This is a genomic window from Kitasatospora sp. RG8 (assembly GCF_017813315.1).
In the GTDB taxonomy this organism is placed as follows: Bacteria; Actinomycetota; Actinomycetes; order Streptomycetales; family Streptomycetaceae; genus Kitasatospora.
Genome location: NZ_JAGIYX010000028.1, coordinates 111,791 through 138,093, shown reverse-complemented (window position 1 = coordinate 138,093; position 26,303 = coordinate 111,791). Strand labels below are relative to the sequence as shown.

The following is a 26,303-nucleotide window of genomic DNA, read 5'->3' as shown; positions in this document are numbered from 1 at the left end:
CGGCGCGCGCGGGTGTCCGGGGGCGGCAGGGGCGGGGCGGAGGCGGGGCAGCCGGCCGCGGACCGGTCGGCCGGGCGGCGTCCGGGGCAGCCGGCCGCGGGGGAGCGCGAGGGCGTTCCGGCCCCCCTGGCCGCCGTCCGGAAATCGCCGCCGCATTGCCGTTGCGCTCCGCCGGGCCTTCCCATTTGCCGGGTGAAACCCGTGGCGGTGCCCCGGTGACGCAGTTGCGGCGGATTGCCGACCACCGGGTCGCGGTCGCGGTGGCGATCTTCCCCCACCCGGTTCCCGTCCGGTTTCCGTTCGGCCCCCGTCCGGTTCCCCGTCCGGCTCTCCCTCCGGCAGGGCTTCGGCGGGCGCCCCGCCCGGGCCGTGCCCGGGTGGGCCGGGGCACGGCCCGGGTGGGGCCGCAGGTCGCGTTCAGGGGCGCCGTCGAATTTCCCGGCCGCGGAATAGCCGGAGTTCCGTATCGGGACCATCGCCCTGTTCCGGATATGCCGAAGGCCCCCGGACCGGTGGTCCGAAGGCCTTTTCGGAAGGCACGTGGTGACGCTCGGTTTATGCCTTGGTCACGTCCTCGACCTGGTCCTCGTCCTCGCGCCCGGGTGTTTTCATGTCGAATTTCACGATGATGAACCGGAACAGCGCGTAGTACACGGCGGCGAAGCCGAGCCCGATGGGGATGATCATCCAGGGCTTGGTGGCCAGGCTCCAGTTGATCACGTAGTCGATCAGGCCGGCCGAGAAGCTGAAGCCGTCGTGCACCCCCAGGGCCCAGGTCACCGCCATCGAGGCGCCGGTCAGCAGGGCGTGCACCGCGTACAGCACCGGGGCGACGTAGGCGAAGGAGTACTCGATCGGCTCGGTCACGCCGGTGACGAAGGAGGTCAGGCCGACCGAGAGCATCAGACCGTAGATCTCCTTGCGGCGGTGCACCTTGGCGGAGTGCGCGATCGCCAGGGCGGCGGCCGGCAGCGCGAACATCATGATCGGGAAGAAGCCGGACTGGAACTGGCCGGCCGTCGGGTCGCCCGCCAGGAAGCGCGGGATGTCGCCGTGCACGACCATGCCGTCCGGCTTGGTGAACGAGCCGAACTGGAACCAGACGAAGGTGTTCAGCAGCTGGTGCATGCCGATCAGCAGCAGCACGCGGTTGCAGACGCCGAAGATGCCGGCGCCGCCCGACTGCAGGTCGACGAGGTGCTGGCTGAAGTCGTTCATGGCGCGGCCGATCGGCGGCCAGGCCCAGACCGCGAGGCAGGCGGCGAGCATGCCCACCAGGGCGGTGATCATCGGGACCAGGCGGCGGCCGTTGAAGAAGCCGAGCCAGTCCACCAGCCTGGTGCGGTGGAAGCGCACCCAGAGCCAGGCCGACATCAGGCCGATCAGGATGCCGCCCAGCACCCCCGGGTTCTGGTACGTCGCGGCCGCCGCCTTCGCCGAGGTGTAGTCCACGCACTGGTTGCCGACCAGGATCGTGGGCGGTTTGCAGTCCTCGGGGAAGGCGTGCAGCACCTGGTAGTAGACGAGGAACCCCACCACGGCCGCGAGCGCTGTCGAGCCGTCCGCCTTCTTCGCCATGCCGATCGCGACTCCGATGCAGAAGAGCATCGGCAGGCCGAGCGAGGAGTCCAGCAGCGCGCCACCCGCCGCGGCGAAGACCTTGGCGACGTTGTCCCAACCGAGTCCGTCCTTGCCGAAGACGTCCGGCTGCCCGAGCCGGTTGAGGATGCCGGCGGCCGGCAGCACCGCGACCGGCAGCTGGAGCGAGCGGCCCATCTTCTGGAGCCCGCCGTAGAAGGTGTGCCACCACGTGGTCTGCGGGGCTGTGGCGCCTGCCGAACTCATCCTTCGCCCTCCGGGAGCAGTAGCCGGCCGGTGGCCCCCTGCGGGACCGCTGGACGGGACTCAGGAACACCCGGGGCCCTTCCTGCGTTCATCGGAGTACACATATATTGGTGTAGACCACTCTTGGAGACGCAGGCAGCGCGCGCCGGGACGGAAGCCCCGCTGATCGTCATCCTGGGACGAAGATCCAGACGGTGCGCGCCAGAATGGGCCAAAAGTGGACTAACGTGGCATACCGGTCCTGGGCGGGTGATGCTTGTCGCACTGCCGTGCAGCGCGACGGCCGCTGAATCCGCGTCAGCACCGGCACGGACCCACCCCCGGCCTCGGCCGGGGACCCCCAGCACAGCGCAGGACGGCACCCGGCAGAGCAGCCGACGGGCCGAGACAGAGGGAGAACAACAGATGGCCAGCAAGGCTGAGAAGATCGTCGCCGGTCTGGGCGGCATCGACAACATCGAAGAGGTCGAAGGCTGCATCACCCGCCTGCGCACCGAGGTCAAGGACGCCTCCCTCGTCAACGAGGCCGCCCTCAAGGCGGCCGGCGCCCACGGCGTCGTGAAGATGGGCACCGCGATCCAGGTCGTCATCGGCACCGACGCCGACCCGATCGCCGCCGACATCGAGGACATGATGTGAGCTGAGCCCCCCGGCTCACCACCCTCCGGCCCGACGCCCCCTCCCGGGGCGGCGGGCCGAGGTCCTTCCGGGCAGCCCGGAACGGCCGGAAGGGCAGGGCCCCCGGCGCCGGGCGCCCGACCCCGCACCCGCGGGCGCACCCCCGTACCCCCGGGCGCACCCCCGGGCGCACCCCGGCCCGGCCGCGGCAGACGCGATTCCGGACCGGTCGGGGCGTACCGGGGCCACCCGGCGGAAGCGGCTACGCTCGGTGCCTATGTCACGCATCGACGGCCGCACCCCCGAACAGCTCCGCCCCATCACCATCGAGCGGGGCTGGAGCAAGCACGCCGAAGGCTCCGTCCTCATCTCCTACGGCGACACCAAGGTGCTGTGCACCGCCAGCGTCACCGAGGGCGTCCCGCGCTGGCGCAAGGGCAGCGGCGAAGGCTGGGTCACCGCCGAATACTCCATGCTCCCCCGCGCCACCAACACCCGCGGCGACCGCGAAGCCGTCAAGGGCCGCATCGGCGGACGCACCCACGAGATCAGCCGCCTCATCGGCCGCTCCCTGCGCGCCGTCATCGACCACCGCGCCCTCGCCGAGAACACCATCGTCCTCGACTGCGACGTCCTCCAGGCCGACGGCGGCACCCGTACCGCCGCCATCACCGGCGCCTACGTCGCCCTCGTCGACGCCGTCGCCTGGGCCCGCGACAAGAAGATCCTCCGCGCCAAGGGGCAGCCCATCACCGGCGGCGTCAGCGCCGTCAGCGTCGGCATCATCGACGGCACCCCCATGCTCGACCTCCAGTACGAGGAGGACGTCCGCGCCGAGACCGACATGAACATCGTCTGCACCTCCGACGGCCGCTTCGTCGAGGTCCAGGGCACCGCCGAAGGCGCCCCCTTCGACCGCGCCCTCCTCGACCGCCTCCTGGACCTCGGCACCCTCGGCTGCGCCGAGCTCGACGAGATCCAGCGCAAGGCCCTGGAGGGCTGACCCCCCCGGCCACCCGCGGCTCTCCGGGCAACCGCCGTTTACAGGCCCTGCCCGGAGACCGTACGGTTCCCGCAGCACACCGTTGCGGGAACCACGGGCACCCTCCGCGCGTCCCTCCTCAACGGAAACCGCGCCCACGAGGAGGACTTGATGCCCGACAGCATCACCCGCGCCGGCATCGCCCGCCCCGCCACTCTCGCCGTGGTCGCTCTCATCGCCGTCCTCCCGCTCAGCGTGGTCAGCTGCTCCGCCGTGCAGAAGGCCATCGACTGCGGCAACACCGCGATCACGATCTCCGGCGACGTCAACGACGTCGTCAACGCCTACAACAACGTCAACAACGACGCGGCGGCCGCCGGGCAGGCCCTCCAGAAGCTCAAGGCCGACCTCGACCAGCTCGGCAAGAACTCCTCCAACACCGACGTCGCCAAGGCCATCACCGACCTCAACACCCAGGTCGACAAGATCCAGCAGGCGGCCAACAACAAGCAGGTCCCCGACCTCAAGCCGCTCGGCGACGCCGCGGGCAACCTCACCAAGGTCTGCACCGGCTGACGTCCGGTTAGGGTGGGTTTCATGACCACCCGACTCATCCTCGCCACCCGCAACCAGCACAAGGTCGCCGAACTCCGCGCCATCCTCGGCGACGCCGGCCTGGACGTCGAACTGGTCGGCGCCGACGCCTACCCCGAGATCCCGGACGTCCCCGAGACCGGCGTCACCTTCGCCGAGAACGCCCTCCTCAAGGCCCACGCCCTGGCCACGGCCACCGGCCTGCCCGCCGTCGCCGACGACTCCGGCCTCTGCGTGGACGTGCTCAACGGCGCCCCCGGCATCTTCTCCGCCCGCTGGGCCGGCAAGCACGGCGACGACCGCGCCAACCTGGACCTGCTCCTCGCCCAGCTCTCCGACATCGCCCCCGAGCACCGCGGCGCCCACTTCTTCTGCGCGGCGGCGCTCGCCCTGCCCGACGGCACCGAGCGCGTCGTCGAGGGCCGCCTCCTGGGCACCCTGCGGACCACCCCGGCCGGCGAGGGCGGCTTCGGCTACGACCCGGTCCTCCAGCCCCTGGGGGAGACCCGCACGTGCGCGGAGATGACGGCCGACGAGAAGAACGCCATCAGCCACCGCGGCCAGGCCTTCCGCGCCCTCGCACCGGTGGTGCGGGAGCTGCTGGGCTGACGAGCGGCAGGAACGGCGAAGGCCCGCCCGGAGATCGCCTCCGGGCGGGCCTTCGATGTGAAGGATCGTGCGGCCTGAGGGATTCGAACCCTCACGGGATTTCTCCCACGGGCACCTAAAACCCGCGCGGCTGCCGGTTACGCCAAGGCCGCATGGTCCTCAGTCTAGGGGCTTGTCCGGGCCACGGACACCGCCATTTCGAGGTGTGCCGCCGTCCTGGCCGTCCGTCGGGTCCGGCGCGGTGGTCCTGTTCTTGTTGCGTCCGCAGTACGTGTCGGTGACGGCGTGGCAGTTCGGGCAGAGCAGCCGGAGGTTGCCGGGGCGGTTGTCCGACCAGTCGCCGCTGATGTGGTCGACCTCCAGGGTCAGCGGGCGGCCCTGCCACTCGGGCCCGGTGCCGCAGCCCTCGCACAACTCGGGGCGGCCGAGCTCTCCGAGGGCCCGGCGGATCCGCACACCGGGAAGCCGCTTGGCGTCCCACGGACGTTGGGTGAGGAGCCGCTCGGCCGGGATCCGGGTCGGGCCCCGCTTGCCGCGGCTGTGGGCCTGTCCGGTGAAGTGCGAGGTGTCGATGCCGAGCGCCTTGATCCGGCGGCCGATGTGGGCCTGGGTGCCGCCGGCCTGGCGCTGGTTGAGGAACCGTACGACCCCCGCCAGGCTCCGGCAGGCCGAGACGGCCTCCTGGAGGAGCTCGCGGGTGTAGACGCTTCCGGCCTGGCGGAAGTGCGACGTGTCGATCGCGTGCTCGGTCAGCTTGCGGCGCAGGTACTTGCGCCGGTCCTTGTTCGGCTCCTTGCCGAGGGCGGTGAGCATTTCGTCGAGCGAGGCGGCCGCCGCCGCGGTGGCCGCGAGCAGTTCGCGTGTGTACTTGACCGTCATGGTCGTCCCCCTTCGGGCTGGTGTGCGCCCGTCCCCCGTGCGGGTGAACGATCGTCGGGGCGTTCGGTTACGGCCCCGCCGGTGGTTCCCACCGGCGGTTCCCGCCGTTGGTTCCCGGCCCCCGCCGGCGGTTCCCGGTGGCGGTGCGGGGTGGTCGTGGGTGTGCGGAGGAGTGGCCGGGACCGGCCGTCGTGGATCGGCCGTTCGGCCTGCGCTCTTGGGGATTTGATGACCAATTGGTACAGACCTATTGACCTATGTGGTTCAGACCACATAGCTTCGGCGCCAATCTGCATTCCCCCACGTGCGTGCTCCCCCACAGGCACGCGCCGACACTCTCTCCCGGAGGACCGAGTGTTGATCCGATCCACGGCGGAGCGGCGTCCCACCGCCGCCCGTCACTCCAAGAACCCCGCCGCCCGGGCGGGTCTGGCCTCGCTGGCGGCCGCCGGCCTGGCGGGCCTGCTGGTGGCGACGCTGGGTGCGGCGCCCTCGCAGGCGTCCGCGACCGTCGACAACGCGTCCTGTCGCCCCGACGGCATGTACCAGACTCCCGGGGTGGACGTCCCGTACTGCAGCGTCTACGACACCGAGGGCCGCGAGAAGATGGGCGCGGACCACCAGCGCCGCATCATCGGCTACTTCACGGGCTGGCGCACCGGCAAGGACGGGACCCAGCCCTACCTGGTGAGCGACGTCCCCTGGGACAAGGTCACCCACCTGAACTACGCCTTCGGGCACGTCGGCGGCGACAACAAGATCTCCGTCGGCACCGACGACGACAAGAACGAGGCCACCGGGATCTCCTTCCCGGGCGTGCCCGGTGCGGAGCTGGACCCGTCGCTGCCCTACAAGGGGCACTTCAACCTGCTGACGAAGTTCAAGAAGCAGTACCCGAACGTCAAGACCATGATCTCGGTGGGTGGTTGGACCGAGACCGGCGGCTACTTCGGTGACGACGGCAAGCGCGTCAACTCCGGCGGCTTCTACTCGATGACCGTCAACCCGGACGGCAGCGTCAACCAGGCGGGCATCGACACCTTCGCCAACTCCTCGGTCGACTTCATCAAGAAGTACGGCTTCAACGGCGTCGACATCGACTACGAGTACCCGACCTCGATGAAGGACGCGGGCAACCCGCTGGACTGGCAGCTCGCCAACTCCAAGCGCGGTTCGCTGGCCAAGGGTTACGCGGCGCTGATGAAGACCCTGCGCGAGAAGCTGGACCGGGCCGGCGCCGCCGACGGCAAGCACTACCTGCTGTCGGTCGCGGCCCCGTCGTCCGGCTACCTGCTGCGCGGCATGGAGACCTTCCAGGTGGCGCAGTACCTGGACTACGTCAACATCATGTCGTACGACCTGCACGGCGCCTGGAACAAGTACGTCGGCCCGAACGCCTCGCTGTTCGACGACGGCAAGGACGGCGAACTGGCGGCGGCCAACGTGTACGGCACCGGCCAGTACGGCGGGATCGGCTACCTGAACGCGGACTGGTCGTACCACTACTTCCGCGGTGCGATGCCGGGCGGCCGGATCAACGTCGGCCTGCCGTACTACACGCGCGGGTTCAAGAACGTCACCGGCGGGACGAACGGCCTCTGGGGCACCTCGTCCACCAACAGCTGCCCGGTCGGCTCCGGCCTGACCACCTGCGGTGACGGCGCCGTCGGCATCGACAACATCTGGAACGACAAGGACGACGCGGGCAAGGAGTCCCCGGCCGGCTCGAACCCGATGTGGCACGCGAAGAACCTGGAGAAGGGCATCGTGCCCGACTACCTCTCCAAGTACGGCGTGACCGACACCGCCCTGCAGGGCACCTACGCCCGCAACTACAGCTCCTCGCTGGTGGCGCCGTGGCTGTGGAACGACTCGAAGAAGGTGTTCCTCTCCACCGAGGACGAGCAGTCGGTGGGCGCCAAGGCGGACTACATCGTCAACCAGGGCGCCGGCGGCGCGATGATCTGGGAGCTCGCGGGCGACTACAAGTGGGACGCGGCCGCCAACGGCGGCAAGGGCCAGTACGTTCCGGGCTCGACGCTGACCTCGCTGATGTACGACAAGTTCAAGGCGGCCTCGCCGTACGGTGCGGTCCGTTCGACGACCGCGCTGCCGCAGCAGACCCTGCCGATCGACGTGTCGTTCACCAACTTCGCGCTGGGCGACTCGAACTACCCGATCAACCCGAAGATCCACATCGTCAACAACTCGACGACGACCCTGCCGGGCGGTACGGAGTTCCAGTTCGACTACAGCAACTCGGCTCCGGGCAACGCGAAGGACCAGTCCGGCTTCGGGCTGACCGTCATCAAGCAGGACAACCCCGGTCCGGGCAATGTGGGCGGCCTCAAGGGCACCTACAACCGGGTCTCGGTGAAGCTGCCGGGCTGGCAGTCGCTGGCGCCGGGCGCGTCGATCGACATGGACTTCGTCTACTACCTGCCGGTGTCGACGCCGTCGAACTGGACGGTCAACGTCGGCGGCACGCTGTACGGCCTCAAGGGTGATCTGAGCCGGGGCGCCGTGGACGGCGGCACCGCGCCGCCGACCCCGTCGCAGACGGCCACGCCGACCGCGACCCCGACCGTCACGCCCACGGTGACCCCGACGGTCACCCCGACCGCGACGCCCACCGTCACCCCGACCGCGACCCCGACCTCGGGCACCTGCACGGGTGCGCCGGCCTGGGACGCGGGGGCCACCTACGCGACCACCACCAAGGTGTCGTGGAAGGGCCACTACTACCAGAACAAGTGGTGGACCAAGGGCGACGACCCGAGCGCGAGCGGCTCGTGGGGCGTCTGGAGCGACCTCGGGACCTGCTGACGACAGCGGTTCACCGAGGTGAGAGACGGCGGTGGCGGTGCACCCGGTCGGGGGGTGCGCCGCCACCGCTCCGTTTACGCGACCGCCGGGCGGTCGCCAGGGACGTCCCGCGGGGCCGTCCCGTCAGGCGGTCTCGACCTTGAGGTCGCGCAGCAGCTTGGCGACGTGGCCGGTGGCCTTCACGTTGTAGAGCGCACGCTCGACCTTGCCCTGCTCGTCCACGATCACCGTGGAGCGGATCACGCCCTGGTAGGTGCGGCCGTAGTTCTGCTTCTCGCCGTACGCGGCGTAGGCCTCCAGGACGGCGTGGCCCGGGTCGGAGAGCAGGACGACCTTGAGGTCCTCGGCCTCGCGGAACTTGCCGAGCTTCTCCGGCTTGTCCGGCGAGATGCCGATGACGTCGTAGCCGGCGCCGGCGAAGACCTCCAGGTTGTCCGTGAAGTCGCAGGCCTGCTTGGTGCAGCCCGGGGTGAGCGCGGCGGGGTAGAAGTAGACGATCACCTTGCGGCCGAGGTGGTCGGCGAGCGACACCTGGTTGCCGTCGGCGTCCGACAGGCTGAAGGCGGGCGCGGTGTCGCCGGGCTGGAGACGCTCAGTCACGGGGGACTCTCCTGGTGCGTGGGCGGGTGGTCGTACCACGGCAAACTTACCTCCGATGGTGGGTGGGGCCGCGCGGCCGTTCGCGGTAGCTGACAAACTGGGTCAGTCGCACAGGACAACATCAGTGAATTGGGGTGGCCCGAGTGGGCGAGGCGAGCACGAAGGACAACTCGGCGAGGACGACCGCCCAGATCGAGGCGGACATCTCCCGCACCCGCACCCAGCTTGCGGCGACCCTGGACGAGCTCGCCATGCGTGTCCACCCGACCACGATCTCCGCCCAGGTCAAGGCGAAGGCGGTGGCCTCCGTGGAGGAGAAGGCCGCCCGTGCCTACGTGGCGGCCAGCGGGCTGGTGGAGAAGGCCAAGGCGCAGTTCGTGGACGAGGACGGGCGGCCGCGCAAGGAGCGGGTCGTCCCGGCCGCGCTCGTCGGCGCCGGTCTGGTGCTGCTGGTCGCCTCGGCCCGGAAGCGCCGCAAGAGCTGACCGGCGGGTTTCACGGGGCCGGGCGCCGTCGGTGCCCGGCCTTCCGTATGCCCGGGCGCCTTTCCCCGCGCCTGTGGGACTGCGCGGCCCGGGACCGCCCGTGGCCCCGGGGGACTGCGGGGCCCGGGACCGCCCGTGCGGGCTTCTCGTACTCCGGGCCAGCGTCACGCTGCGGGCCCGGGAGCGGTACCTTCGGGATCGTGAGTACGAACGACGAACCGACCCCGAAGACCGCCTCGCCGGAGCACGACTCGCCGCGCCACGACCGGCTGGGCGAGAAGCTGCCGATCAAGATGCTGCACGACCGCGTCCTGGTGAAGACCGAGGGCAGCGAGGGTGAGCGCCGCTCGACCGGCGGCATCCTCATCCCGGCGACCGCGGAGCTGAGCAAGAGGTGCACCTGGGCGGAGGCCGTCGCGGTGGGCCAGAGCGTCCGCTCGGTGGAGCCGGGAGACCGCGTCCTCTACGACCCGGAGGACAAGCTGGAGGTCGAGGTCCGCGGCGCCACGTACGTGCTGCTGCGCGAGCGCGACCTGCACGCCGTCGCGGCGATGCGCTTCGGTGACACGGAGGGGTCGACCGGGCTGTACCTCTGAGGACCCCACCGGCCCCGGGCGGGCCGTCGCGCCGTGGTGCGCGGCGGCCCGCCTCTTCGCGTCCGGGGGCGGTTGTCGGAGGGTGGCAGTAGGGTCCGGCCATGAGCAGCGGTGTGCGTTCGAGCGGTCTGCCCCTGATCGGTGACGAGCAGCGCCGGGCCCGGGTGGGCCGGCGGCACCTGCTGGTGCCCGCCGGGCGGGCGGAGCGGGTCGAGCAGGTGGCGGACGCGGTGGTCGGGCTGCACGCCACCGATGCCGGGACGGTGTACCTGTCGGCGTGCGCGCGGCTGGCGGAGCCGTCGGCGGCCGAGGTCGAGCGGGCGCTGTACGAGGACGTCTCGCTGGTGAAGCTGCTGTCGATGCGGCGGACGATCTTCGCGGTCACGGAGGAGTTCGCGCCGTTCGTGAGCGCGTCCACGGCGCGGGCGATCGCGGTCAAGGAGCGGGCGACGCTGCTGAAGCACCTCGGCCAGTTCGCCGAGGGCTGGGACGAGGCGCGGCTCGCCGAGACGGAGCGGGCGGTGCTGGCGGCGCTGGAGCGGCGGGGTGAGGCGACGACGGGCGAACTCGGCGAGGACGTGCCGGCGTTGCGCGAGACGATGCTGATGTCGGCGGGCAAGCCCTACGAGGCGAAGCAGAGCGTGGGCAGCCGGCTGCTGCGGCTGCTGGCCTCGGACGGGCACCTGCGCCGGTGCCGGCCGCGGGGGTCGTGGCTGAGCAGCAGCTATCCGTGGGCGCGGGTGCCGCAGTGGCCGGACGTGCCGGTGCGGGAGGCCAAGGCGGAGGTGGTGCGGCGGTGGCTGGCGGCGTACGGGCCGGCCACGGTCGAGGACGTGAAGTGGTGGACGGGCTGGACGCTGGGGGACACCCGCAAGGCGCTGGCCGACGTGGGTGCGGTGGAGGTGGCCCTGTCCGGGGGCGTGACGGGCGTGCTGCTGCCGGGGGACGTGGAGCCGGTGGCGGAGCCTGAGCCGTGGGCGGCGCTGTTGCCGGCGCTGGATCCGACGGTGATGGGCTGGCGCGGGCGTGACTGGTACCTGCGGCCGGAGGACGTCCCGGCCCTGTTCGACCGGGCGGGCAACGCGGGGCCGACGGTCTGGTGGTGCGGCCGGGTGGTGGGCGGCTGGGCGCAGCGTGCGGACGGCGAGGTGGTGTGGCGGCTGTTCACGGATGCCGGGGCGGAGGTGGAGGCGGCGGTCGCGGTGGAGGCGGCGCGGTTGTCGGGCTGGCTGGGGGAGGTGCGGGTGACGCCGCGGTTCCGGACGCCGCTGGAGCGGGAGCTGGTGTCCTGAGGCGGGTGGTGGCCGGGGCCGCTACGGGGTGGGCGGGGTGGCGGCGGCGGGCCCGGGGCCGGGTCCGGGGCCGGGGCCGGGACCGCCGGTGACCGAGGGGATCGGGGTCGGGACCGGGGTCGGGGTGGGTGCGGTGGTGGGTCTGGCCGAGGTGGGCCGGCTGGTCGGGGTGACGGCCGGCGGCTCCGGGGTGGGTGTGGGAAGGGGCGCTTCGGGGGTGGGGTCGGCCGGCCGGGTCTCGGAGGGGCGGCTGCTCGGGGTGGGCCGTTCGTGGGCCGGCGTGGTCGGGGCCGTGGTGCGGGGCGGTGCGCTGGTGGTGCTCGCTCCGGGGGACGGCGTGGCCGGTGCGGTGGTGGCGGTGGTGGCGGGGGTGGTCGGCTCGTTGTTGCCCCGGCTGGGCTGGAGGTCGAAGTTCTGGACGGCGGTGCCCTCCAGGACGTCGGCCATGTAGGCGGTCCAGATCTCGGTGGGGAAGGTGCCGCCGTTGATCCGGGTGTAGCCGGCGGTGCCGGAGAGCGGCTCCTTGGCGTGGGTCTTCGGGTTCTCCCGGAAGAGGCCGACGGTGGTGGTGAGTTCGGGGGTGAAGCCGGCGAACCAGGCGGAGAGGTTGGAGTCGGTGGTGCCGGTCTTGCCGGCGGCGGGGCGGCCGAGGTCGAGGGCGGCGGCGCCGGTGCCGCGGGGGCTGACGACGTCGCGCAGGACGTCGGTGACGGCGTCGGCGGTGCCCCGGTCGATGGCGGTGGTCGGGACGTGTTCGGGCATCTTGGGGACGTCGATGGCGCCGCCGGTGTGGACGCGTTCGAGTTTGGTGACGGACCACGGGGTGTACGCCTGGCCGTGGTTGGCGAAGGCGGCGTAGGCGCCGGCCAGGTTGAGGGCGCTGGGGGTGGCGGTGCCGAGGGTCATCGAGGTGTTGGCCGGGTCCATGCCGGGGACGTTGTCGGGGATGCCGAGCCGGATGGCGGTCTCGCGGACGTGGGCGAGTCCGGCGTCGACGCCTTCCTGGGCGTAGACCGAGTTGACCGACTTCGCCATGGCGTGGCGCAGGGTGATGTCGCCGTAGTCGATGTCGTCCTCGTTGGGCGGGGCGTACGGGGTGGGGCCGCCGGTGACGGGGCGTTCGCTGGCGCCGTCGTAGCGGGTTTCGGTGGTGATGGGGCGGCCGTCGCCGCTGCTGCGGCCGGAGTTGAGGCCGGCGGCGAGGTCGATGGGCTTGAAGGTGGAGCCGATCTGGTTGTCCTGGCGCAGTGCGTCGTTGTAGGGCTGTCTGGCGTAGTCGGGGCCGCCGTAGACGGCGACGACGCGGCCGGTGGCGGGTTCGACGGAGGCGCCGGCGACGCGGACGTCGGTGTCGGTGGTGGGGCGTTTGGCGGGGTCGAGTTCGTCGGTGAGTTCCTGCTGGACGGCGTGGGTGAAGGCGTCCTGCTTGTCCTTGTCGAAGGTGGTGGTGATCCGCCAGCCGCCGGCCTTGAGGGTGGCGGTGTCGATGATGCCGGCGGAGAGGAGATAGTCGTCCGCGACACCGACCAGGTAGCCGGCCTGGCCGCCGAGGCCGGTGGCGGGCTGGGGGTCGACGGGTTCGGGGAAGGTGATGGCGGCGCGGTCGGCGGTGGTGAGGAAGCCGAGTTGGACCATGCCGTCGAGGGTGTAGTTCCAGCGGGCGACGGCCTTCTCGCGGTTGGCGGGGGTGGCGGTCTTGACGTCGTAGATGCTGGGGGCCTGGAGCAGGGCGGCGAGGTAGGCGCCCTGGGGGAGGGTGAGCTGGGAGACGTCGACGCCGTAGTAGGCGTGGGCGGCGCTCTGGATGCCGTAGGCGTTGCGGCCGAAGTAGCTGCTGTTGAGGTAGCCGGTGAGGATCTCGTTCTTGCTGCGTTGCTGGTCGACCTTGAGGGCGATGAAGAGTTCGCGGCCCTTGCGCTCGATGGTCTGGTCCTGGGTCAGGTAGTAGTTCTTGACGTACTGCTGGGTGATGGTGGAACCGCCCTGCATGCCTTTGCCGGTGAGGGTGTTCCAGCCGGCCCGGACCATGCCCTTCAGGTCGATGCCGCGGTTCTGGTAGAAGGTGCGGTCCTCGGCGGAGACGACGGCGTGCTGGGTGTCGGGCGGGATCTGGGTGATGGTGACGTCGGTGCGGTTGACGGCGCCGGTGCGGGCGATCTCGGTGGCGCCGTCGGCGTAGAGGTAGATGTTGTTCTGGGCGACGGCGTGGGCGTTGGCGTCGGGGACGGGGACGATGAGGTAGAGCACGGCGAAGGAGCCGACGGCGGCGAGCAGGACGACGGTGAGCGCGCCGAGGGTGACCCGCCAGGTGGGCAGGAGCCGGCGCCAGAACGGCTTGGCGCGGCGCGCCTCGCGACGGGCGGCCCGTTTGGCCTGGCGCCGGGTGCGGTGGTCTGCCCTCAAGGTCATGCGGCGATTATGTGCTATTTGATCCGCGATCAGGTGTTGGGAAAACCGGGTGCGTCAGGTGATCGTCGGCGGTACGGTGAAAGGTGCAAACCACATAGCGCACCCGGTTCTCGCGTACGAGGCCCGGTAGCTCCGCCCGCCCGCCCGGTACCCCCGGGTGGGGACGGTCGGAGCTGGTCCGGCATGCGCCGGTGCCCCGTGCGCCGGTCTCCCGCGCGCCGGCGCCCGGTGGGCCGGCGCTCCGGGCGCCGGGTTCCGTGCGCCCCGTTCCGGGCGCCTCCACCTGCTCGTATTTGTCGATAAGGAGACAGTATGCCTATCGCTGTGCCTACGGAGACGCAGCTCAGGCCCCCTCCCGATGTCGGCGGCACCGCCCGCCTCTACCTCGCCGTCGCCCGCGGCGGCTTCCGCCGCTACTCGACCTACCGGGCCGCCACCCTGGCCGGCGCCGTCACCAACACCGTCTTCGGCTTCATCCTCGCCTACACCTTCATCGCCCTCTGGCAGGCCAGGCCCGGCCTCGGCGGCTACGACACCGCGCAGGCGGTCACCTACATCTGGATCAGCCAGTCCCTGCTGGCCACCGTCGCGGTCCTCGGCGGCGGCTTCCAGGACGACATCCAGGAGCGCTTCCGCAAGGGCGACATCGCGGTCGACCTCTACCGGCCGGTCGACTTCCAGGGCTGGTGGCTGGCCAACGACCTCGGCCGGGCCGGCTTCCAACTGCTGGCCCGCGGCGTCCTGCCGGTCGTCGCCGGCTGCCTGGTCTTCGACACCCGGCTGCCGCACGACCCGTCCGTCTGGGCCGTGTTCCTGGTCTCCGTCCTGCTCGCCGTGGTGGTCAGCTTCGGGCTGCGCTTCCTGGTCTCGCTGACCGGGTTCTGGCTCCAGGACGCGGACGGGATCCGCTCGGTCACGGTGGTGCTGACGATGTTCTTCTCCGGGATGCTGCTGCCGCTCGGCCTCTTCCCGGGCTGGCTCGGCGAGATCGCCCGGGTACTGCCCTGGGCCGCGATGATCCAGATCCCCACGGACGTCTTCCTGGAGCGGAGCACCGGCACCGGCCTGTTCGGCAGCCTCGGCCTCCAGGCGCTCTGGGCGGTCCTGCTGCTCGCCGCCGGGCAGGGCGTCCAGCGGCTCGCGACCCGCAAGGTGGTGGTCCAGGGTGGCTGACTCCCGACCCGCCGGCACCGCCTGCGCCGGGGAGCCCCCCGCCGGCACCGTTCATGCCGGGGAGCCCCCGGCCGGCGCCGCGGCGCCCCCGGCCGAGCTCGTCCGCGCGGAGGGGCCCGTGGCGCGGGTCCGCTGGGCGGTCCGCTCCTGGTGGCTGGTGGCGGCCATGTGGAACCGCTCCACCATGTCCTACCGGCTCTCCTTCGCCCTGATGGCCCTGGCGAGCACGGTCGTCACCTTCCTCGACTTCGCCGTCATCCTGCTGATGTTCCAGCACACCCGCGCCCTCGGGGGCTGGACCCTGCCCGAACTCGGCTTCCTGTACGGGACGTCGTCGTTCGCGCTGGGCACCGCCAACCTGCTGGTCGGTACGGCCGACGCGCTCGGCGAACGGATCCGCACCGGAAGCCTGGACACCATGCTGATCCGCCCCGCCCCGGCGCTGGCCCAGCTCTGCGCCGAGCGCTTCACCCTGCGCCGGCTCGGGCGGCCGGTGCAGGGGGCGGCCGTGCTGGTCTGGTCGCTGGCGGCCCTGGACGTCCACTGGACGTGGGACCGGGTGCTGCTGGTGCCCGTCCTGCTCGTCTGCGGCACCGCCATCTTCGCGTCGGCCTTCATCGGCGGCGCCACCGTGCAGTTCTGGTGGGGCGAAGCCGGCGAACTGCAGAACTCCATCACCTACGGCGGCGCCACCGTGCTGCAGTACCCGCCGACGATCTTCGCCAAGGAGCTCGTGGCCGGCGTGGTCTTCGGCATCCCGCTGGCGTTCGTCAACTGGCTGCCAGCCCAGCGCATCCTCGGCCGGCCCGACCCGCTCGGCCTGCCCACCGCCTTCCAGTACGCCTCGCCGGTCGCCGCGGTGCTCTGCTGCGCCGCCGCCGGCCTCGCCTGGCGGGCCGGCCTGCGCGCGTACCGCGGCACCGGCAGCTGATCCCCACTCCCTCGTGAAAGCAGAACTCCCATGGCACTGATCGAACTCGACGACGTCCGCCGCACCTTCACCGTCCGCGCCAAGGCCGGCCGGTTCCGGCGCGAGAAGCGCGAGGTGCGCGCCGTGGACGGGCTGAGCTTCGAGGTGGAGGCCGGCGAGTGCGTCGGCTACATCGGCCCGAACGGCGCCGGCAAGTCCACCACCATCAAGATGCTCACCGGCATCCTGGTGCCGTCCGGCGGGCGGCTGCGCGTCGCCGGCGTCGACCCGGCCCGGGAACGCGTCGCGCTGGCCCGCCGGATCGGCGTCGTCTTCGGGCAACGCACCACGCTCTGGTGGGACCTGCCGCTGCGCGACTCCTACGAACTCGCCCGCCGCCTCTATCGCATCCCCGACCAGCGATATCGCGCCAACCTCGAACGCTGCGTCGAACTGCTCGACCTCGGCGACCTGTTGGACACACCGGTGCGCCAGCTCTCGCTCGGCCAGCGGATGCGCGGGGACCTGGCGGCGGCGCTGCTGCACGACCCGCAGGTGCTCTACCTGGACGAGCCCACCATCGGGCTGGACGTGGTCAGCAAGGGCAAGGTGCGCGAGTTCCTGCGGGAGGTCAACCGCGAACAGGGCACCACCGTGCTGCTCACCACCCACGACCTCACCGACATCGAGCAGCTGTGCGACCGGGTGATGGTGATCGACCACGGCCGGGTCGTCTACGACGGCGGACTGGACGGCCTGCACGCGGCGGGCGAGAGCGAGCGGACCCTGGTGGTCGACCTCGCCGAGACCGGGCCCCCGATCGAGGTGGCCGGCGCCCGGGTGGTGAAGGTGGAGGGGCCGCGGCAGTGGCTGGCCTTCCCGGCCCAGCAGAGCGCCGCCCCCATCGTCGCGGCCGTCGCCGGGCGGTACCCGATGGTCGACCTCTCGGTGCGCGAGCCCGCGATCGAGGACGTGATCGCCCGCATGTACGCGGAGGTCGCGATCGGCTGATGCGGCGGCGCGCGGCCGGGGCGCCCCACCCCGGCCGCGCGCCTGCCCGCCGGCCGGGGGTGGCCCGTCCCGGCCGCGCCTGCTCGACGAGTCCGCCGGCCGCGTGCCCGGATGCCCCCGGGCGCGTGGCGGCGGGCTCCCGGCGCGCGGTGGCGGGGCGCGCCGTTCGCTCGCGCCGGGCAAGGGGCAGACTGGCGGGGTGAGTGACGAAGCCTTCAGCGGGACCGGGCCCGGCGTCCGGTTCACCGCGGCCGACGAGGAGAAGAGACGCGGCGTCCGCCGGATGAAGACCATCGCGACCGGCCTGCTGGCCTTCGCGACCCTGGTCTTCGCCCTGGCCACCTGGGCGAAGTCGGCCGGCGCCGGTGCCTGGGCCGGCTACGTCGCAGCGGCCGCCGAGGCGGGCATGGTGGGCGCGCTGGCCGACTGGTTCGCGGTGACCGCGCTGTTCCGCCGCCCGTTCGGCCTGCCGATCCCGCACACCGCGATCATCCCGACCAAGAAGGACGCCTTCGGCCGGTCGCTCGGCGACTTCGTGGGCGACAACTTCCTCTCCGGCCAGGTGGTGCGCGGCCGGCTCGCCGCGCTCGGCATCGCCCGCAGGCTGGGCGAGTGGCTGGCCGCCCCCGGCAGCGCCGAGCGGGTCACCAAGGAGGCCTCGGCCGCGCTGCGCGGGGTGCTCGCGGTGCTGCGCGACGACGACGTGCAGGCGGTCGTCGGCGAGGCGGTGACCCGGCGGGCCTCCGCCACCTCGGTCGCCGAGCCGATGGGCCGGATGCTCGGCAAGGTGGTCGCCGACGGCGGTCACCACGGCGTGGTCGACCTGGTCACCGTCCGGGCGCACGACTGGCTGACCGAGAACCACGAGGAGGTGGTCCAGAAGGTCTCCCAGAAGACCCCGGGGTGGACGCCGAAGTTCATCGACCACCAGGTCGGCGAGCGGGTCTACAAGGAGCTGATGCGGTTCGTCACCGACATCCGCGACGACCCCGAGCACCCGGCCCGCGGCGCCGTCGACAACTTCCTCGCCGACTTCGCCACCGAGCTGCAGACCGACCCGGAGACCATCGCCCGGGTCGAGCGGGCCAAGGAGGAGCTGCTGGCCCGTTCCGAGGTGCAGGACCTCATCGCCTCCACCTGGGCCGCCGTCCGCTCCCTGGTGCTGAACGCCGCCGAGGACGAGGACAGTGAACTGCGCCGGCGCATCCGCACGGGCGTGCGCGAGTTCGGCGCGCGCCTGGCGACCGACCCGAAGCTCCAGGCCAAGGTGGACGGCTGGCTCCAGGACGCGGCCCAGTACCTGGTCAGCACCTACCGCGCGGAGATCACCTCGCTGATCTCCGAGACGGTGGCGGGCTGGGACGCGGACGACGCCTCCCGCAAGATCGAGGCCAACGTCGGCCGCGACCTCCAGTTCATCCGGATCAACGGCACCGTGGTCGGCGCCCTGGCCGGCCTGCTGATCCACACGGTGGCGGTCGCGTTCGGCGGGTGAGCCGGGCCGCGCCGTGCCGGGTGTGCTTATCCTGGCGGACACTGCTTGATACGCGCGTAGAGGAAAGAAGGGCACCACCGTGGTCCAGCCGGACGGAAGTCGGATCGGAAACCCCAGCGGGAACCGGGGCATCGAGGCGTTCATCGCCGGCATGCCCAAGGCGGAACTGCACGTCCACCACGTCGGTTCGGCCTCGCCGCGCGTGGTCGCCGAGCTGGCCGCCCGCCACCGCGGCCAGGCCAAGGTGCCGACCGACCCCGCGGCCCTCGCCGAGTACTTCACCTTCACCGACTTCGCGCACTTCATCGAGGTCTACCTCAGCGTCGTCGACCTGATCCGCGACGCCGAGGACGTCCGCGCGCTCACCTACGGCGTCGCCGAGGACATGGCCCGGCAGAACATCCGCTACGCCGAGCTGACCGTGACCCCGTACTCGTCGGTCAGCCGCGGCATCCCCGACGTCGCCTTCATGGAGGCCATCGAGGACGCCCGGCTGCGCGCCGAGAAGGAGCTCGGCGTGGTGCTCCGCTGGTGCTTCGACATCCCCGGCGAGGCCGGCCTGGCCGCTGCCGAGGAGACGGCCCGGCTCGCCGTCGACCTCGCCCCCGAGGGCCTGGTCAGCTTCGGCCTGGGCGGTCCGGAGATCGGCGTTCCCCGCCCGCAGTTCAAGCCGTACTTCGACCGGGCGCGCGCGGCCGGCCTGAGCAGCGTCCCGCACGCCGGTGAGACCACCGGCCCGGAGACGGTCTGGGACGCGATCCGGGTGCTCGGCGCCGAGCGCATCGGCCACGGCACGCAGGCGGTGAAGGACCCGGCGCTGATGGACTTCCTCGGCGAGCACCGGATCCCGCTGGAGGTCTGCCCGACCTCCAACATCGCCACCCGGGCGGTGGAGCGGATGGAGGAGCACCCGATCCGGCAGATGGTGGACTCCGGCCTGCTGGTCACCGTCAACAGCGACGACCCGCCGATGTTCGGCACCGACCTCAACACCGAGTACGCGGTGGCGGCCCGGCTGCTGGACCTGGACGAGGCCGGCGTCGCCGCGCTGGCCCGCAACGCGGTCGAGGCGTCCTTCCTGGACGCGGCCGGCAAGGCCCGGATCGCCGGCGAGATCGACGCCTACCTGGCGGCCTGGCAGGCCTGAGCCCCTTCCCGCACCGCGCACACCGCACAGCACCCCACCGCCCCGTCGGCTTCGGCCGGCGGGGCGGTGCCGCTTCCGGCGGCCCCTTCCGCGTCCTGCCGGCGCGACCCCTTCCGGCGCGATCCCCCTTCCGCAGCGCTTCCGGCGTGACCCCTTCCGTGCCGTGGTGCCAAAGTGGTGCCATTAATGCCTCGACATGGCACCACGGCTGTGCCATGCTGAAGCCATGGACCTCACGCCGTACGTCGAAAACCTCCGGAACGAGCTCGCGGTGGCCGCCGCCACCGGCGGGGACGAAGCCCGCGCGCTGGCCGAGCGGCTGACGCTTCCGCTGGACTCGGCCGTGCGGCTCACCCTGCTCAACGCGCTCTCGGCCGCCATGGGCGAGGTCACCCGCGACCTCGCCCCGGGCTCGGTGGACGTGCGCCTGCGCGGGCTCGACCCGGAGTTCGTGGTGACGGTACCGCCCGCCTCCGACGGCTTCCACAGCGATGTGCCGTTCGTGGCACCACCGGTGGCTCCGGTGGCGCCATCCGGTTCGACGGGGGCCCCGTCGGCGGTGCCGTCGGTGGCGCCGGAGTCGGACGAGTCGGGCACCGCCCGGATCAACCTGCGCCTGCCCGCGAACCTCAAGGCCCGGGCGGAGGAGGCCGCGGGGCAGGAGGGCCTGTCACTCAACGCCTGGCTGGTCCGGGCCGTCGCCGCTGCACTGGACGGCGCTGAGTCCACCGCCCGCCCGGTGGCCGGCCCCGGCGTCCGCGCTCCGCGCGGCGTCGGCGGCCAGGGCTTCACCGGCTGGGTCCACTGACGCTTCCGCACCATCCGAACCCCTGCACCTTCCACGTCACCCCCGCTCCGACCAGCGGGAACACCTACACGAGTCAAGAGGACGGGACAGCCATGCCTACGTACGAGACCGACGGACCGATCTCCGCCACCCTGGAGTTCGAGATCGGCACGGTGTGGATCCGCGCGGGCAAGCGCACCGACACCGTGGTCGAGGTCCGCCCCGCGAACGCGGCCAAGGAGGCGGACGTCAAGGCCGCCGAGCTGACCCAGGTCGACTTCGCCGGCGGTCGGCTCACCGTCAAGGGCCCCAAGCAGCGCACCGTGTTCTCCAACAAGAAGGGCTCGATCGAGGTCCTGGTCGAACTGCCGTCGGGCTCCGAGGTGCACGCCGACTCCCCGATGGCCGACTTCGTCACCGAGGGCCCGCTCGGCGACTGCCGGCTCAAGGCCTCCATGGGGCGGATCCAGATCGACCGGGCCGAGGGCGTGCGGCTCAAGACCGACCACGGGGACATCCGGGTCGGTGCGGTCTCCGGGGACGCCGAGCTGTCCGGCGCCGGCCGGATCGAGGTCGGCAGCGTCGGGGGCCGGCTGACGGTCAAGAACAGCAACGGCGACACCGAGATCGACGAGGTGCACGGCGAGCTGACGGCCAACGCCTCCAACGGCCGGATCCACGTCGGCCTCGCCGAGGCGGGCGTGGACGCCAAGACGGCCAACGGCCACATCCGGCTCGACCGGGTGGTCCGGGGCAAGGTCGTCCTGCAGAGCGGCGTCGGGGACATGGAGGTCGGCATCGCGGAGGGCACGGCGGCCTGGCTCGACGTGCACAGCAAGTTCGGCACGGTGCGCAACACCCTCGGTGCGGCGGAGGGTCCGGGCGACGCCCGGGAGACCGTCGAGGTCCGCGGCCGGACCCAGGTGGGCGGCATCATCGTCCGGAGGGCGTGATGGCGGCGATCTCGGCGATCGGGCTCACCAAGTCCTACGGGGACAAGGAGGTGCTGAAGGGCGTCGACCTGGAGATCCCGGCCGGCACCGTGTTCGCCCTCCTCGGGCCGAACGGGGCCGGTAAGACGACCACCGTGCAGATCCTCTCCACCCTGATCCGGGCCGACGGCGGGGTGGCCCGGGTGGCCGGGCACGACCTCGTCCGCGAGGCCGACGGGGTGCGGGCGGCGATCGGCGTGACCGGCCAGTTCTCGGCGGTGGACAACCTGCTCACCGCCGAGGAGAACCTGTTGCTGATGGCGGATCTCAACCACCTCCGCCGTCGGGAGGGGCGGAGGCGGGCCGAGGAGCTGCTGGAGCGGTTCGACCTCACGGCGGAGGCCCGAAAGCCCGTCGCCACCTTCTCCGGAGGCATGCGGCGCAAGCTCGACCTGGCGATGACGCTGGTCGGCGACCCGAAGGTGATCTTCCTCGACGAGCCGACCACCGGGCTGGACCCGCGCAGCCGGCGGACGATGTGGGAGATCATCCGGGGGCTGGTCGGCGACCACGGGGTGACGATCTTCCTGACCACCCAGTACCTGGACGAGGCCGACCAGCTCGCCGACCGGATCGCGGTCCTGGACGGCGGCCGGATCGTCGCCGAGGGCACGGCCGAGGAGCTCAAGCGGATCGTCCCCGGTGGGCGGATCCGGCTCCACTTCTCGGACGGCGCCCAGCTCGCCGCGGCCGCCGCGCTGTTCGACTACGCGGCGGTGGACGTCGAGGCCCTGCGGCTGGACATCCCCGGGGACGACTCCGTCCTCACTGTGAAGGCCGTGCTCGACGTGCTCGACAACGCCTCGGTGCGAGCGGAGCGGCTGATCGTGGAGACGGCCGACCTGGACGACGTGTTCCTCACCCTGACCGAGGGGGCCGCCCGATGAGCAGCGTGACCACCTACGCCGTCAGCGACTCGCTGACGATGCTGCGGCGCAACCTCAAGCACGCGCAGCGGTACCCGTCGCTGACCTTCGCGGTCGTGATGATGCCCGTGATGATGCTGCTGCTGTTCAACTACGCGTTCGGCGGCGCGCTCGGCCTGGGCATCGGCGCCGGCAGCTACATCGACTACGTGACCCCCGGCATCCTGCTGATGGCGGCGACGTCCGGGGCCCTGGTGACGGCGATCGGCGTCTGCGTCGACATGACCGAGGGCATCGTCAACCGCTTCCGGACGATGGCGATATCGCGCTCGGCCTTCCTGACGGGCCACGTGGTCGGCAGCGTCATCCAGACGGCGATCGGCCTGGTGCTCGTGCTCGCCGCCGCCCTCGCGATGGGCTTCCGGCCCAACGCCACCCCGGTGGAGTGGCTCGCCGCGGCCGCCCTGCTCGTCTTCGTCGTGCTGGCCCTGACCTGGCTCGCAGCAGGCATCGGCCTGGTCGCCAAGACGCCGGAGAGCGCCAGCAACATCCCGATGCCGCTCCAGTTCATGCCCTTCATCGGCAGCGCCATCGTCCCGCCGGACTCCATGCCGACGGCTCTGCGCTGGTTCGCCGAGTACCAGCCGTTCACCCCGATCATCGAGACCCTGCGCGGCCTGCTGATGGGGACGGAGATAGGCGGCAGCGCCGTCGCCGCCCTGGGCTGGTGCGTCGCCCTGACCGGGATCGGCTACCTCTGGGCACGGCGCACCTTCTACCGCACGGAGCGCGGGTAACGCCCGCGCCGCCGGGACCGTCAGGCCGCCACCGGCTCGGGTGGCGGCCTGAGGGCGCCGGGGCGGTCGGCGCGCCGGGCGGCCCGGCGGCCCTGAGGTCAGGCCAGGACCAGGAGGTCCATCCAACTGACGGCCGGCTCGTCCGGTGCGGCAGCGGCGGCCGCCCGGAGGCGGGCCAGCCCGTCGGTGTACTGGGTGTCGGAGAGGGCACGGAGCTTGGAGTCGGCGTCGCGGCGCAGCCCGTCGGCGAAGGCTCCGAGGGTCGGCGCGCTCTGCTGGGGGAGCGGGCGGAGAGAGATGCGGGCGAAGCCGGCGGTGGCGAAGGCGGCGCAGACCTGGTCGACGCTCGGGTAGCCGTCGATGCTCCGTGAGGTCTCGGGGAAGAAGCGCACCCGGAGGTCCCGGTCGCTGCGGCCGGGGAATGTGTTGCGGATCAGTACCGGTGCGCCCGGCCGCAGGGCGCGCCGCAGTTCGCGGGCGGCGGCCTCCAGGTCGGTGAGGTGGTGCAGCACCGAGCCGAGCCAGGCCGCGTCCGCGCAGGCGTCCGGTACGGGGAGGGCCTCGGCCGTTCCGGCGAGCACGTCGATGCCTGGGGAGGCGGGGATCAACGCCCGCATCGCTTCGGCGGGTTCGACGGCCAGGACCCGCACGCCGTACCAGTCGTGGAACGCGGCGGCGAAGGCCCCGGTGCCGGCGCCCACGTCCAGCACGGTCGAGCCGGGGCCGAGCGGGGCGGCCTCGGCAACGGCCTGCCGCCACGCGGCGAGCCCGTCGCGGGGCACCTCGCGGGCGGTGCGGTAATCGGCGGCGGTCTGGCGGTCGTAGACGCTGTCGGCCATGTCGGTGCTCCCCCAGGGTGGTTGGGCAGGTGATCATGCCAGACGGTGGCGGGGGAGTGAGCGGGCGCAGGAAGTCGATGAGGTCGACTTCCTGCGCCGAGTGGGGAGTGGGGTCAGACGTCGAACTCGCCGTTGCGGATGCCGGTGAGGAGGTCGCGCCATTCGTCCTTGGTCAGTTGGGCGATGGAGGAGGGATGGAGGCTGCTGCGCAGGTAGACGGTGTCGGCGGTGATGGCCACTTCCGGGCAGTTGTTGCCGTCACCGCATGTGTTGGGCCTGTACCACGCAAGATCTTCCACTGGTCCCCTCAAATGTCCTTCAAGATGCCGGCGATGAGGTCGCGAGACTCGGAAGGCCCGAGAGCGCGGCCACGCATCGCCCCGATGATGTTCCGGTAGTTCTCAAGCTGGTTCATCTCGGTCAGAAACGCGGGTGATCCTACGGAGTCCAGTTGGACGGTATCCAAGCGGGGTAGTGGGCCCCGGGCGTACATGACGGCTTGACCCGCGCCCTTGAACCCTCCGGCACGGAACTCCAATACGCGCAGGGTCACGTTGGGCAGCTCGGACAGTTCGAGAATGTGCTTGAGCTGGGCGCGAGCGACCGCTGGGCCGCCGAACTCCATGCGTAGAGCAGCCTCGTGCACGATCCCCTCGTACTCGATCGGGCTGTCCCGAGTGAGGAGCTGAGCGCGGCGGAGGCGGTTCTCGACGCGAGCCTCGATGTTCAGAGGTCGCAGCGGCGGATAGACCTCACGGAATATCTCGCGAGCGGTGTCCTCGGTCTGCATCAGGCCTGGTACGTGGCAAATTTGATAGGTGGCGATGCCGTGCGCGTGGTGCTCGACCTCGGAGATCTCAAGGATCCCGTTGGGCACGAGCCCTCTGTGCTCCTCCCACCAACCTTTGGACTTGTCGGCAGCCATGGCGGCGACGGCATCGACGTACTCGGAATCGCCTTCCTCGTACTCGCCGGCCAGCGCGACCACGCGTTCGGCGCTGATCGGGTAGCTGCCCTGCTCGATCAAAGTGACCTTGCTGCGATCGAGCCCGAGGACGGCGGCAGCCTCTCCTGCCGTGCGTCCGGCAGCCTCACGCATCTTGCGCAGCTCGATGCCGACGCGCTTGCGGCGTGCGGTTGGGGTAGGTGGCATCTTCCAAGCATCCACCTCGGCGAGTTGAGTAGTCCAGCTGCCTGGATAGCACATCTTCCTGAACCAGCTAGCAAATGTGCCTCCCCTTGCCCTACAGTCTGTGATGCACCGATCACCGGATGGGTAGTCAATAACGTCCACGAGCAGGGCAGTTGGTACCGGCTGCCCGGGCACCGAAGAGCACGTGCAGGCGGCGACGCCAACCCCGCTGCGCGCTCGCTCACGGCGACGGACCCTCCGGGTGCGTCCTTCATCGCCTACACCGCAGGGAGATTCCCCGTGTGTAACTGCACCCTCAACTCCCCTTCCCTCGCCCTCGCCCGCGAGGCCCTGCGCGCCGCCATGGCGCGTGCCGGCTGGGACTTCGAGTCCATCGCCGATGCCGAACTCGCCCTTGCCGAGCTCATCGTGAACGCGTGGCGGCACGGCCGGACGACCTCGCCCGTCGTCCTGGTCCTGATCCTCGGCCGTACGCTCCGCGTCTCCGTGAGCGACGACAGCACCGACTTCCCGGAGCAGCGCGAACCCTGCGAGTTCGCGGAGTCCGGGCGCGGACTGCGCCTCGTTCAGGGCCTCACCCACCGCTGGGGGACCGAGCCCCAGAAGCACGGCAAGTCCGTCTGGTTCGAGCTGGACGCCGCCGCGTGAACCGCCACGCCGTCCCGGGCCGGAGGCCGCCGTGCTCGGCCTCCTGATCCTCGTCATCCTCGCGGCGGTCGTCGGAGCCTACTGCCAGGTGCGGACCGACGCCCTCAATGCCGTCGACCGTGGGCAGGGCGGCAGGCGCGACCGCCCCGCCCAGGCCGAGCGGGTCGGCATATCCTCCTGAACGACGAAGCAGCGGGTCGCGCCCCGTCCGGACCGGGCGCGACCGCTTCGACCGGGGTGCGACACCGCATCGCCGGCCGCCGGGCCCACAGCTACAGGCTCCCCGCAGCTACAGGCTCGTGTGCGGGCCGACCTTCCCGGTGAAGGGGAAGAGCGGATAACCCTCGAAGCAGCCTCCGTCGGGCTGGACGTAGGGCCAGTTCATCCCCGCCCGGTACAGCGCCGTCAGCACGACGGCTGCGAGCACCGGTGCCAGCAGCTCGACGGCCCGGCCGCCGGGGAGCGGGTGCCTGCTCAGGAGGGCCTGGAGAAGTGCGAGGGCGACGGTCATCGTCAGCCATACCGCCGGGACCGTCCCGAACTGCAGGCCGATGGTGTTGCTGACGTTGTTCCCGAGCGGGCAGTCGTTCCAGGCCCGGACCGTCATCCGGGTGCCGACGACCACGCCGACGGCGGCCAGTGCGGGGGCGAGGAGGTACCGGCCGCAGCTGCCCCGGTCGGCGGCTGCGCGCTCCGGATGCTCTGTTGCGTCCACGTCTCGTCCCCCGGTTCCGGCGGCAGGGTGCCACC

General features: G+C 71.7%; 27 protein-coding genes and 1 tRNA gene. 19 read left to right on the top strand and 9 right to left on the bottom strand.

Features of this window, described 5'->3' with window-relative positions:
• Positions 1–555: 555 nt before the first annotated feature.
• Entirely contained in the window at positions 556–1,845 is a 1,290-nt protein-coding gene (locus tag J5Y04_RS32225; RefSeq protein WP_209415920.1) for a PTS transporter subunit EIIC, read from the bottom strand.
• Between the two features lie 252 nt (positions 1,846–2,097).
• Here J5Y04_RS32225 and J5Y04_RS43030 point away from each other — a divergent pair, with 252 nt between their 5' ends.
• The 4 genes from J5Y04_RS43030 (at position 2,098) to rdgB (ending at position 4,648) form a co-directional block, all read left to right on the top strand.
• The gene (locus tag J5Y04_RS43030) at positions 2,098–2,484 is read left to right on the top strand and encodes a glucose PTS transporter subunit EIIB (protein ID WP_256463596.1); all 387 of its coding nucleotides are present in this window, start codon (positions 2,098–2,100) and stop codon (positions 2,482–2,484) included.
• A gap of 256 nt (positions 2,485–2,740) precedes the next feature.
• Positions 2,741–3,466, top strand: coding sequence for a ribonuclease PH (gene rph / locus J5Y04_RS32215; RefSeq protein ID WP_209415919.1), 726 nt, complete (start codon positions 2,741–2,743; stop codon positions 3,464–3,466).
• 150 nt (positions 3,467–3,616) lie between these two features.
• Positions 3,617–4,021, top strand: coding sequence for a hypothetical protein (locus J5Y04_RS32210; protein WP_209415918.1), 405 nt, complete (start codon positions 3,617–3,619; stop codon positions 4,019–4,021).
• Positions 4,022–4,042: 21 nt separating this feature from the next.
• The gene (gene rdgB, locus J5Y04_RS32205) at positions 4,043–4,648 is read left to right on the top strand and encodes an RdgB/HAM1 family non-canonical purine NTP pyrophosphatase (protein WP_209415917.1); all 606 of its coding nucleotides are present in this window, start codon (positions 4,043–4,045) and stop codon (positions 4,646–4,648) included.
• 68 nt (positions 4,649–4,716) lie between these two features.
• Here rdgB and J5Y04_RS32200 read toward each other — a convergent pair.
• Positions 4,717–4,800: transfer RNA gene (locus tag J5Y04_RS32200), tRNA-Leu, on the bottom strand.
• 7 nt (positions 4,801–4,807) lie between these two features.
• Positions 4,808–5,527, bottom strand: coding sequence for an HNH endonuclease signature motif containing protein (locus tag J5Y04_RS32195; RefSeq protein WP_209415916.1), 720 nt, complete (start codon positions 5,525–5,527; stop codon positions 4,808–4,810).
• 357 nt (positions 5,528–5,884) lie between these two features.
• Here J5Y04_RS32195 and J5Y04_RS32190 point away from each other — a divergent pair, with 357 nt between their 5' ends.
• Positions 5,885–8,353, top strand: coding sequence for a chitinase C-terminal domain-containing protein (locus tag J5Y04_RS32190; protein WP_374106156.1), 2,469 nt, complete (start codon positions 5,885–5,887; stop codon positions 8,351–8,353).
• Positions 8,354–8,476: 123 nt separating this feature from the next.
• Here the strand turns inward: J5Y04_RS32190 and bcp are convergent, their stop codons facing one another.
• Entirely contained in the window at positions 8,477–8,953 is a 477-nt protein-coding gene (bcp, locus tag J5Y04_RS32185) for a thioredoxin-dependent thiol peroxidase (protein ID WP_209415914.1), read from the bottom strand.
• Positions 8,954–9,096: 143 nt separating this feature from the next.
• Here bcp and J5Y04_RS32180 point away from each other — a divergent pair, with 143 nt between their 5' ends.
• The 3 genes from J5Y04_RS32180 to J5Y04_RS32170 all read left to right on the top strand — a co-directional run bounded on the left by J5Y04_RS32180 (position 9,097) and on the right by J5Y04_RS32170 (position 11,326).
• Positions 9,097–9,438: a DUF3618 domain-containing protein gene (locus J5Y04_RS32180; protein WP_148644667.1), complete on the top strand. Its 342-nt coding sequence runs from the start codon at positions 9,097–9,099 to the stop codon at positions 9,436–9,438.
• A gap of 293 nt (positions 9,439–9,731) precedes the next feature.
• Positions 9,732–10,034, top strand: coding sequence for a co-chaperone GroES (locus tag J5Y04_RS32175; protein WP_148645002.1), 303 nt, complete (start codon positions 9,732–9,734; stop codon positions 10,032–10,034).
• A 101-nt stretch (positions 10,035–10,135) separates the two neighbouring features.
• Entirely contained in the window at positions 10,136–11,326 is a 1,191-nt protein-coding gene (locus J5Y04_RS32170) for a winged helix DNA-binding domain-containing protein (RefSeq protein WP_209415913.1), read from the top strand.
• Positions 11,327–11,347: 21 nt separating this feature from the next.
• Here the strand turns inward: J5Y04_RS32170 and J5Y04_RS43320 are convergent, their stop codons facing one another.
• Complete coding sequence (locus tag J5Y04_RS43320; RefSeq protein WP_209415912.1) at positions 11,348–13,735, bottom strand: transglycosylase domain-containing protein; 2,388 nt, start codon at positions 13,733–13,735, stop codon at positions 11,348–11,350.
• Between the two features lie 312 nt (positions 13,736–14,047).
• Between J5Y04_RS43320 and J5Y04_RS32160 the strand changes: the two genes are divergently transcribed.
• The 9 genes from J5Y04_RS32160 to J5Y04_RS32120 all read left to right on the top strand — a co-directional run bounded on the left by J5Y04_RS32160 (position 14,048) and on the right by J5Y04_RS32120 (position 22,913).
• Positions 14,048–14,908 (top strand): ABC-2 family transporter protein, encoded by an 861-nt coding sequence (locus tag J5Y04_RS32160; protein WP_209415911.1) that lies wholly within the window; start codon positions 14,048–14,050, stop codon positions 14,906–14,908.
• Positions 14,901–15,839, top strand: coding sequence for an ABC-2 family transporter protein (locus tag J5Y04_RS32155; protein ID WP_307853405.1), 939 nt, complete (start codon positions 14,901–14,903; stop codon positions 15,837–15,839). Before J5Y04_RS32160 ends, J5Y04_RS32155 begins: the two co-directional genes overlap by 8 nt.
• Positions 15,840–15,869: 30 nt before the next feature.
• The gene (locus J5Y04_RS32150; RefSeq protein ID WP_209415910.1) at positions 15,870–16,829 is read left to right on the top strand and encodes an ATP-binding cassette domain-containing protein; all 960 of its coding nucleotides are present in this window, start codon (positions 15,870–15,872) and stop codon (positions 16,827–16,829) included.
• Between the two features lie 79 nt (positions 16,830–16,908).
• Positions 16,909–18,324 (top strand): DUF445 domain-containing protein, encoded by a 1,416-nt coding sequence (locus J5Y04_RS32145; protein WP_245205870.1) that lies wholly within the window; start codon positions 16,909–16,911, stop codon positions 18,322–18,324.
• Positions 18,325–18,403: 79 nt separating this feature from the next.
• Positions 18,404–19,471, top strand: coding sequence for an adenosine deaminase (locus tag J5Y04_RS32140; RefSeq protein ID WP_307853403.1), 1,068 nt, complete (start codon positions 18,404–18,406; stop codon positions 19,469–19,471).
• Positions 19,472–19,697: 226 nt separating this feature from the next.
• The gene (locus J5Y04_RS32135; RefSeq protein WP_209415908.1) at positions 19,698–20,279 is read left to right on the top strand and encodes a toxin-antitoxin system HicB family antitoxin; all 582 of its coding nucleotides are present in this window, start codon (positions 19,698–19,700) and stop codon (positions 20,277–20,279) included.
• A 92-nt stretch (positions 20,280–20,371) separates the two neighbouring features.
• A complete protein-coding gene (locus J5Y04_RS32130) occupies positions 20,372–21,211 on the top strand; it encodes a DUF4097 family beta strand repeat-containing protein (RefSeq protein WP_209415907.1) in 840 nt (279 codons plus the stop codon).
• Positions 21,211–22,137 carry an ATP-binding cassette domain-containing protein gene (locus J5Y04_RS32125; RefSeq protein ID WP_209415906.1) on the top strand — a complete coding sequence of 309 codons (927 nt, stop codon included), beginning with the start codon at positions 21,211–21,213 and terminating at the stop codon, positions 22,135–22,137. The genes J5Y04_RS32130 and J5Y04_RS32125 overlap by 1 nt, the downstream gene beginning before the upstream one ends.
• Complete coding sequence (locus J5Y04_RS32120) at positions 22,134–22,913, top strand: ABC transporter permease (RefSeq protein ID WP_209415905.1); 780 nt, start codon at positions 22,134–22,136, stop codon at positions 22,911–22,913. Before J5Y04_RS32125 ends, J5Y04_RS32120 begins: the two co-directional genes overlap by 4 nt.
• Before the next feature lie 98 nt (positions 22,914–23,011).
• On the opposite strand, the gene J5Y04_RS32115 is transcribed toward J5Y04_RS32120, so the two are convergent.
• The 3 genes from J5Y04_RS32115 to J5Y04_RS32105 all read right to left on the bottom strand — a co-directional run bounded on the left by J5Y04_RS32115 (position 23,012) and on the right by J5Y04_RS32105 (position 24,920).
• A complete protein-coding gene (locus J5Y04_RS32115) occupies positions 23,012–23,752 on the bottom strand; it encodes a class I SAM-dependent methyltransferase (RefSeq protein WP_209415904.1) in 741 nt (246 codons plus the stop codon).
• Between the two features lie 113 nt (positions 23,753–23,865).
• Positions 23,866–24,051 carry a DUF397 domain-containing protein gene (locus tag J5Y04_RS32110; protein WP_209415903.1) on the bottom strand — a complete coding sequence of 62 codons (186 nt, stop codon included), beginning with the start codon at positions 24,049–24,051 and terminating at the stop codon, positions 23,866–23,868.
• Between the two features lie 8 nt (positions 24,052–24,059).
• Positions 24,060–24,920, bottom strand: a complete 861-nt coding sequence (locus tag J5Y04_RS32105) for a helix-turn-helix transcriptional regulator (protein ID WP_307853402.1) — start codon at positions 24,918–24,920, stop codon at positions 24,060–24,062.
• Positions 24,921–25,184: 264 nt separating this feature from the next.
• On the opposite strand from J5Y04_RS32105, the gene J5Y04_RS43730 reads away from it, so the two are divergent.
• Together J5Y04_RS43730 and J5Y04_RS32095 are read left to right on the top strand one after the other, a co-directional pair.
• On the top strand, positions 25,185–25,553 hold the full coding sequence (locus J5Y04_RS43730) for an ATP-binding protein (protein ID WP_209415902.1): 369 nt from the start codon (positions 25,185–25,187) through the stop codon (positions 25,551–25,553).
• A 31-nt stretch (positions 25,554–25,584) separates the two neighbouring features.
• The gene (locus tag J5Y04_RS32095) at positions 25,585–25,734 is read left to right on the top strand and encodes a hypothetical protein (RefSeq protein ID WP_209415901.1); all 150 of its coding nucleotides are present in this window, start codon (positions 25,585–25,587) and stop codon (positions 25,732–25,734) included.
• Positions 25,735–25,842: 108 nt separating this feature from the next.
• Here J5Y04_RS32095 and J5Y04_RS32090 read toward each other — a convergent pair whose 3' ends face one another.
• The gene (locus J5Y04_RS32090; protein WP_209415900.1) at positions 25,843–26,268 is read right to left on the bottom strand and encodes a hypothetical protein; all 426 of its coding nucleotides are present in this window, start codon (positions 26,266–26,268) and stop codon (positions 25,843–25,845) included.
• Between the last annotated feature and the right edge of the window lie 35 nt (positions 26,269–26,303).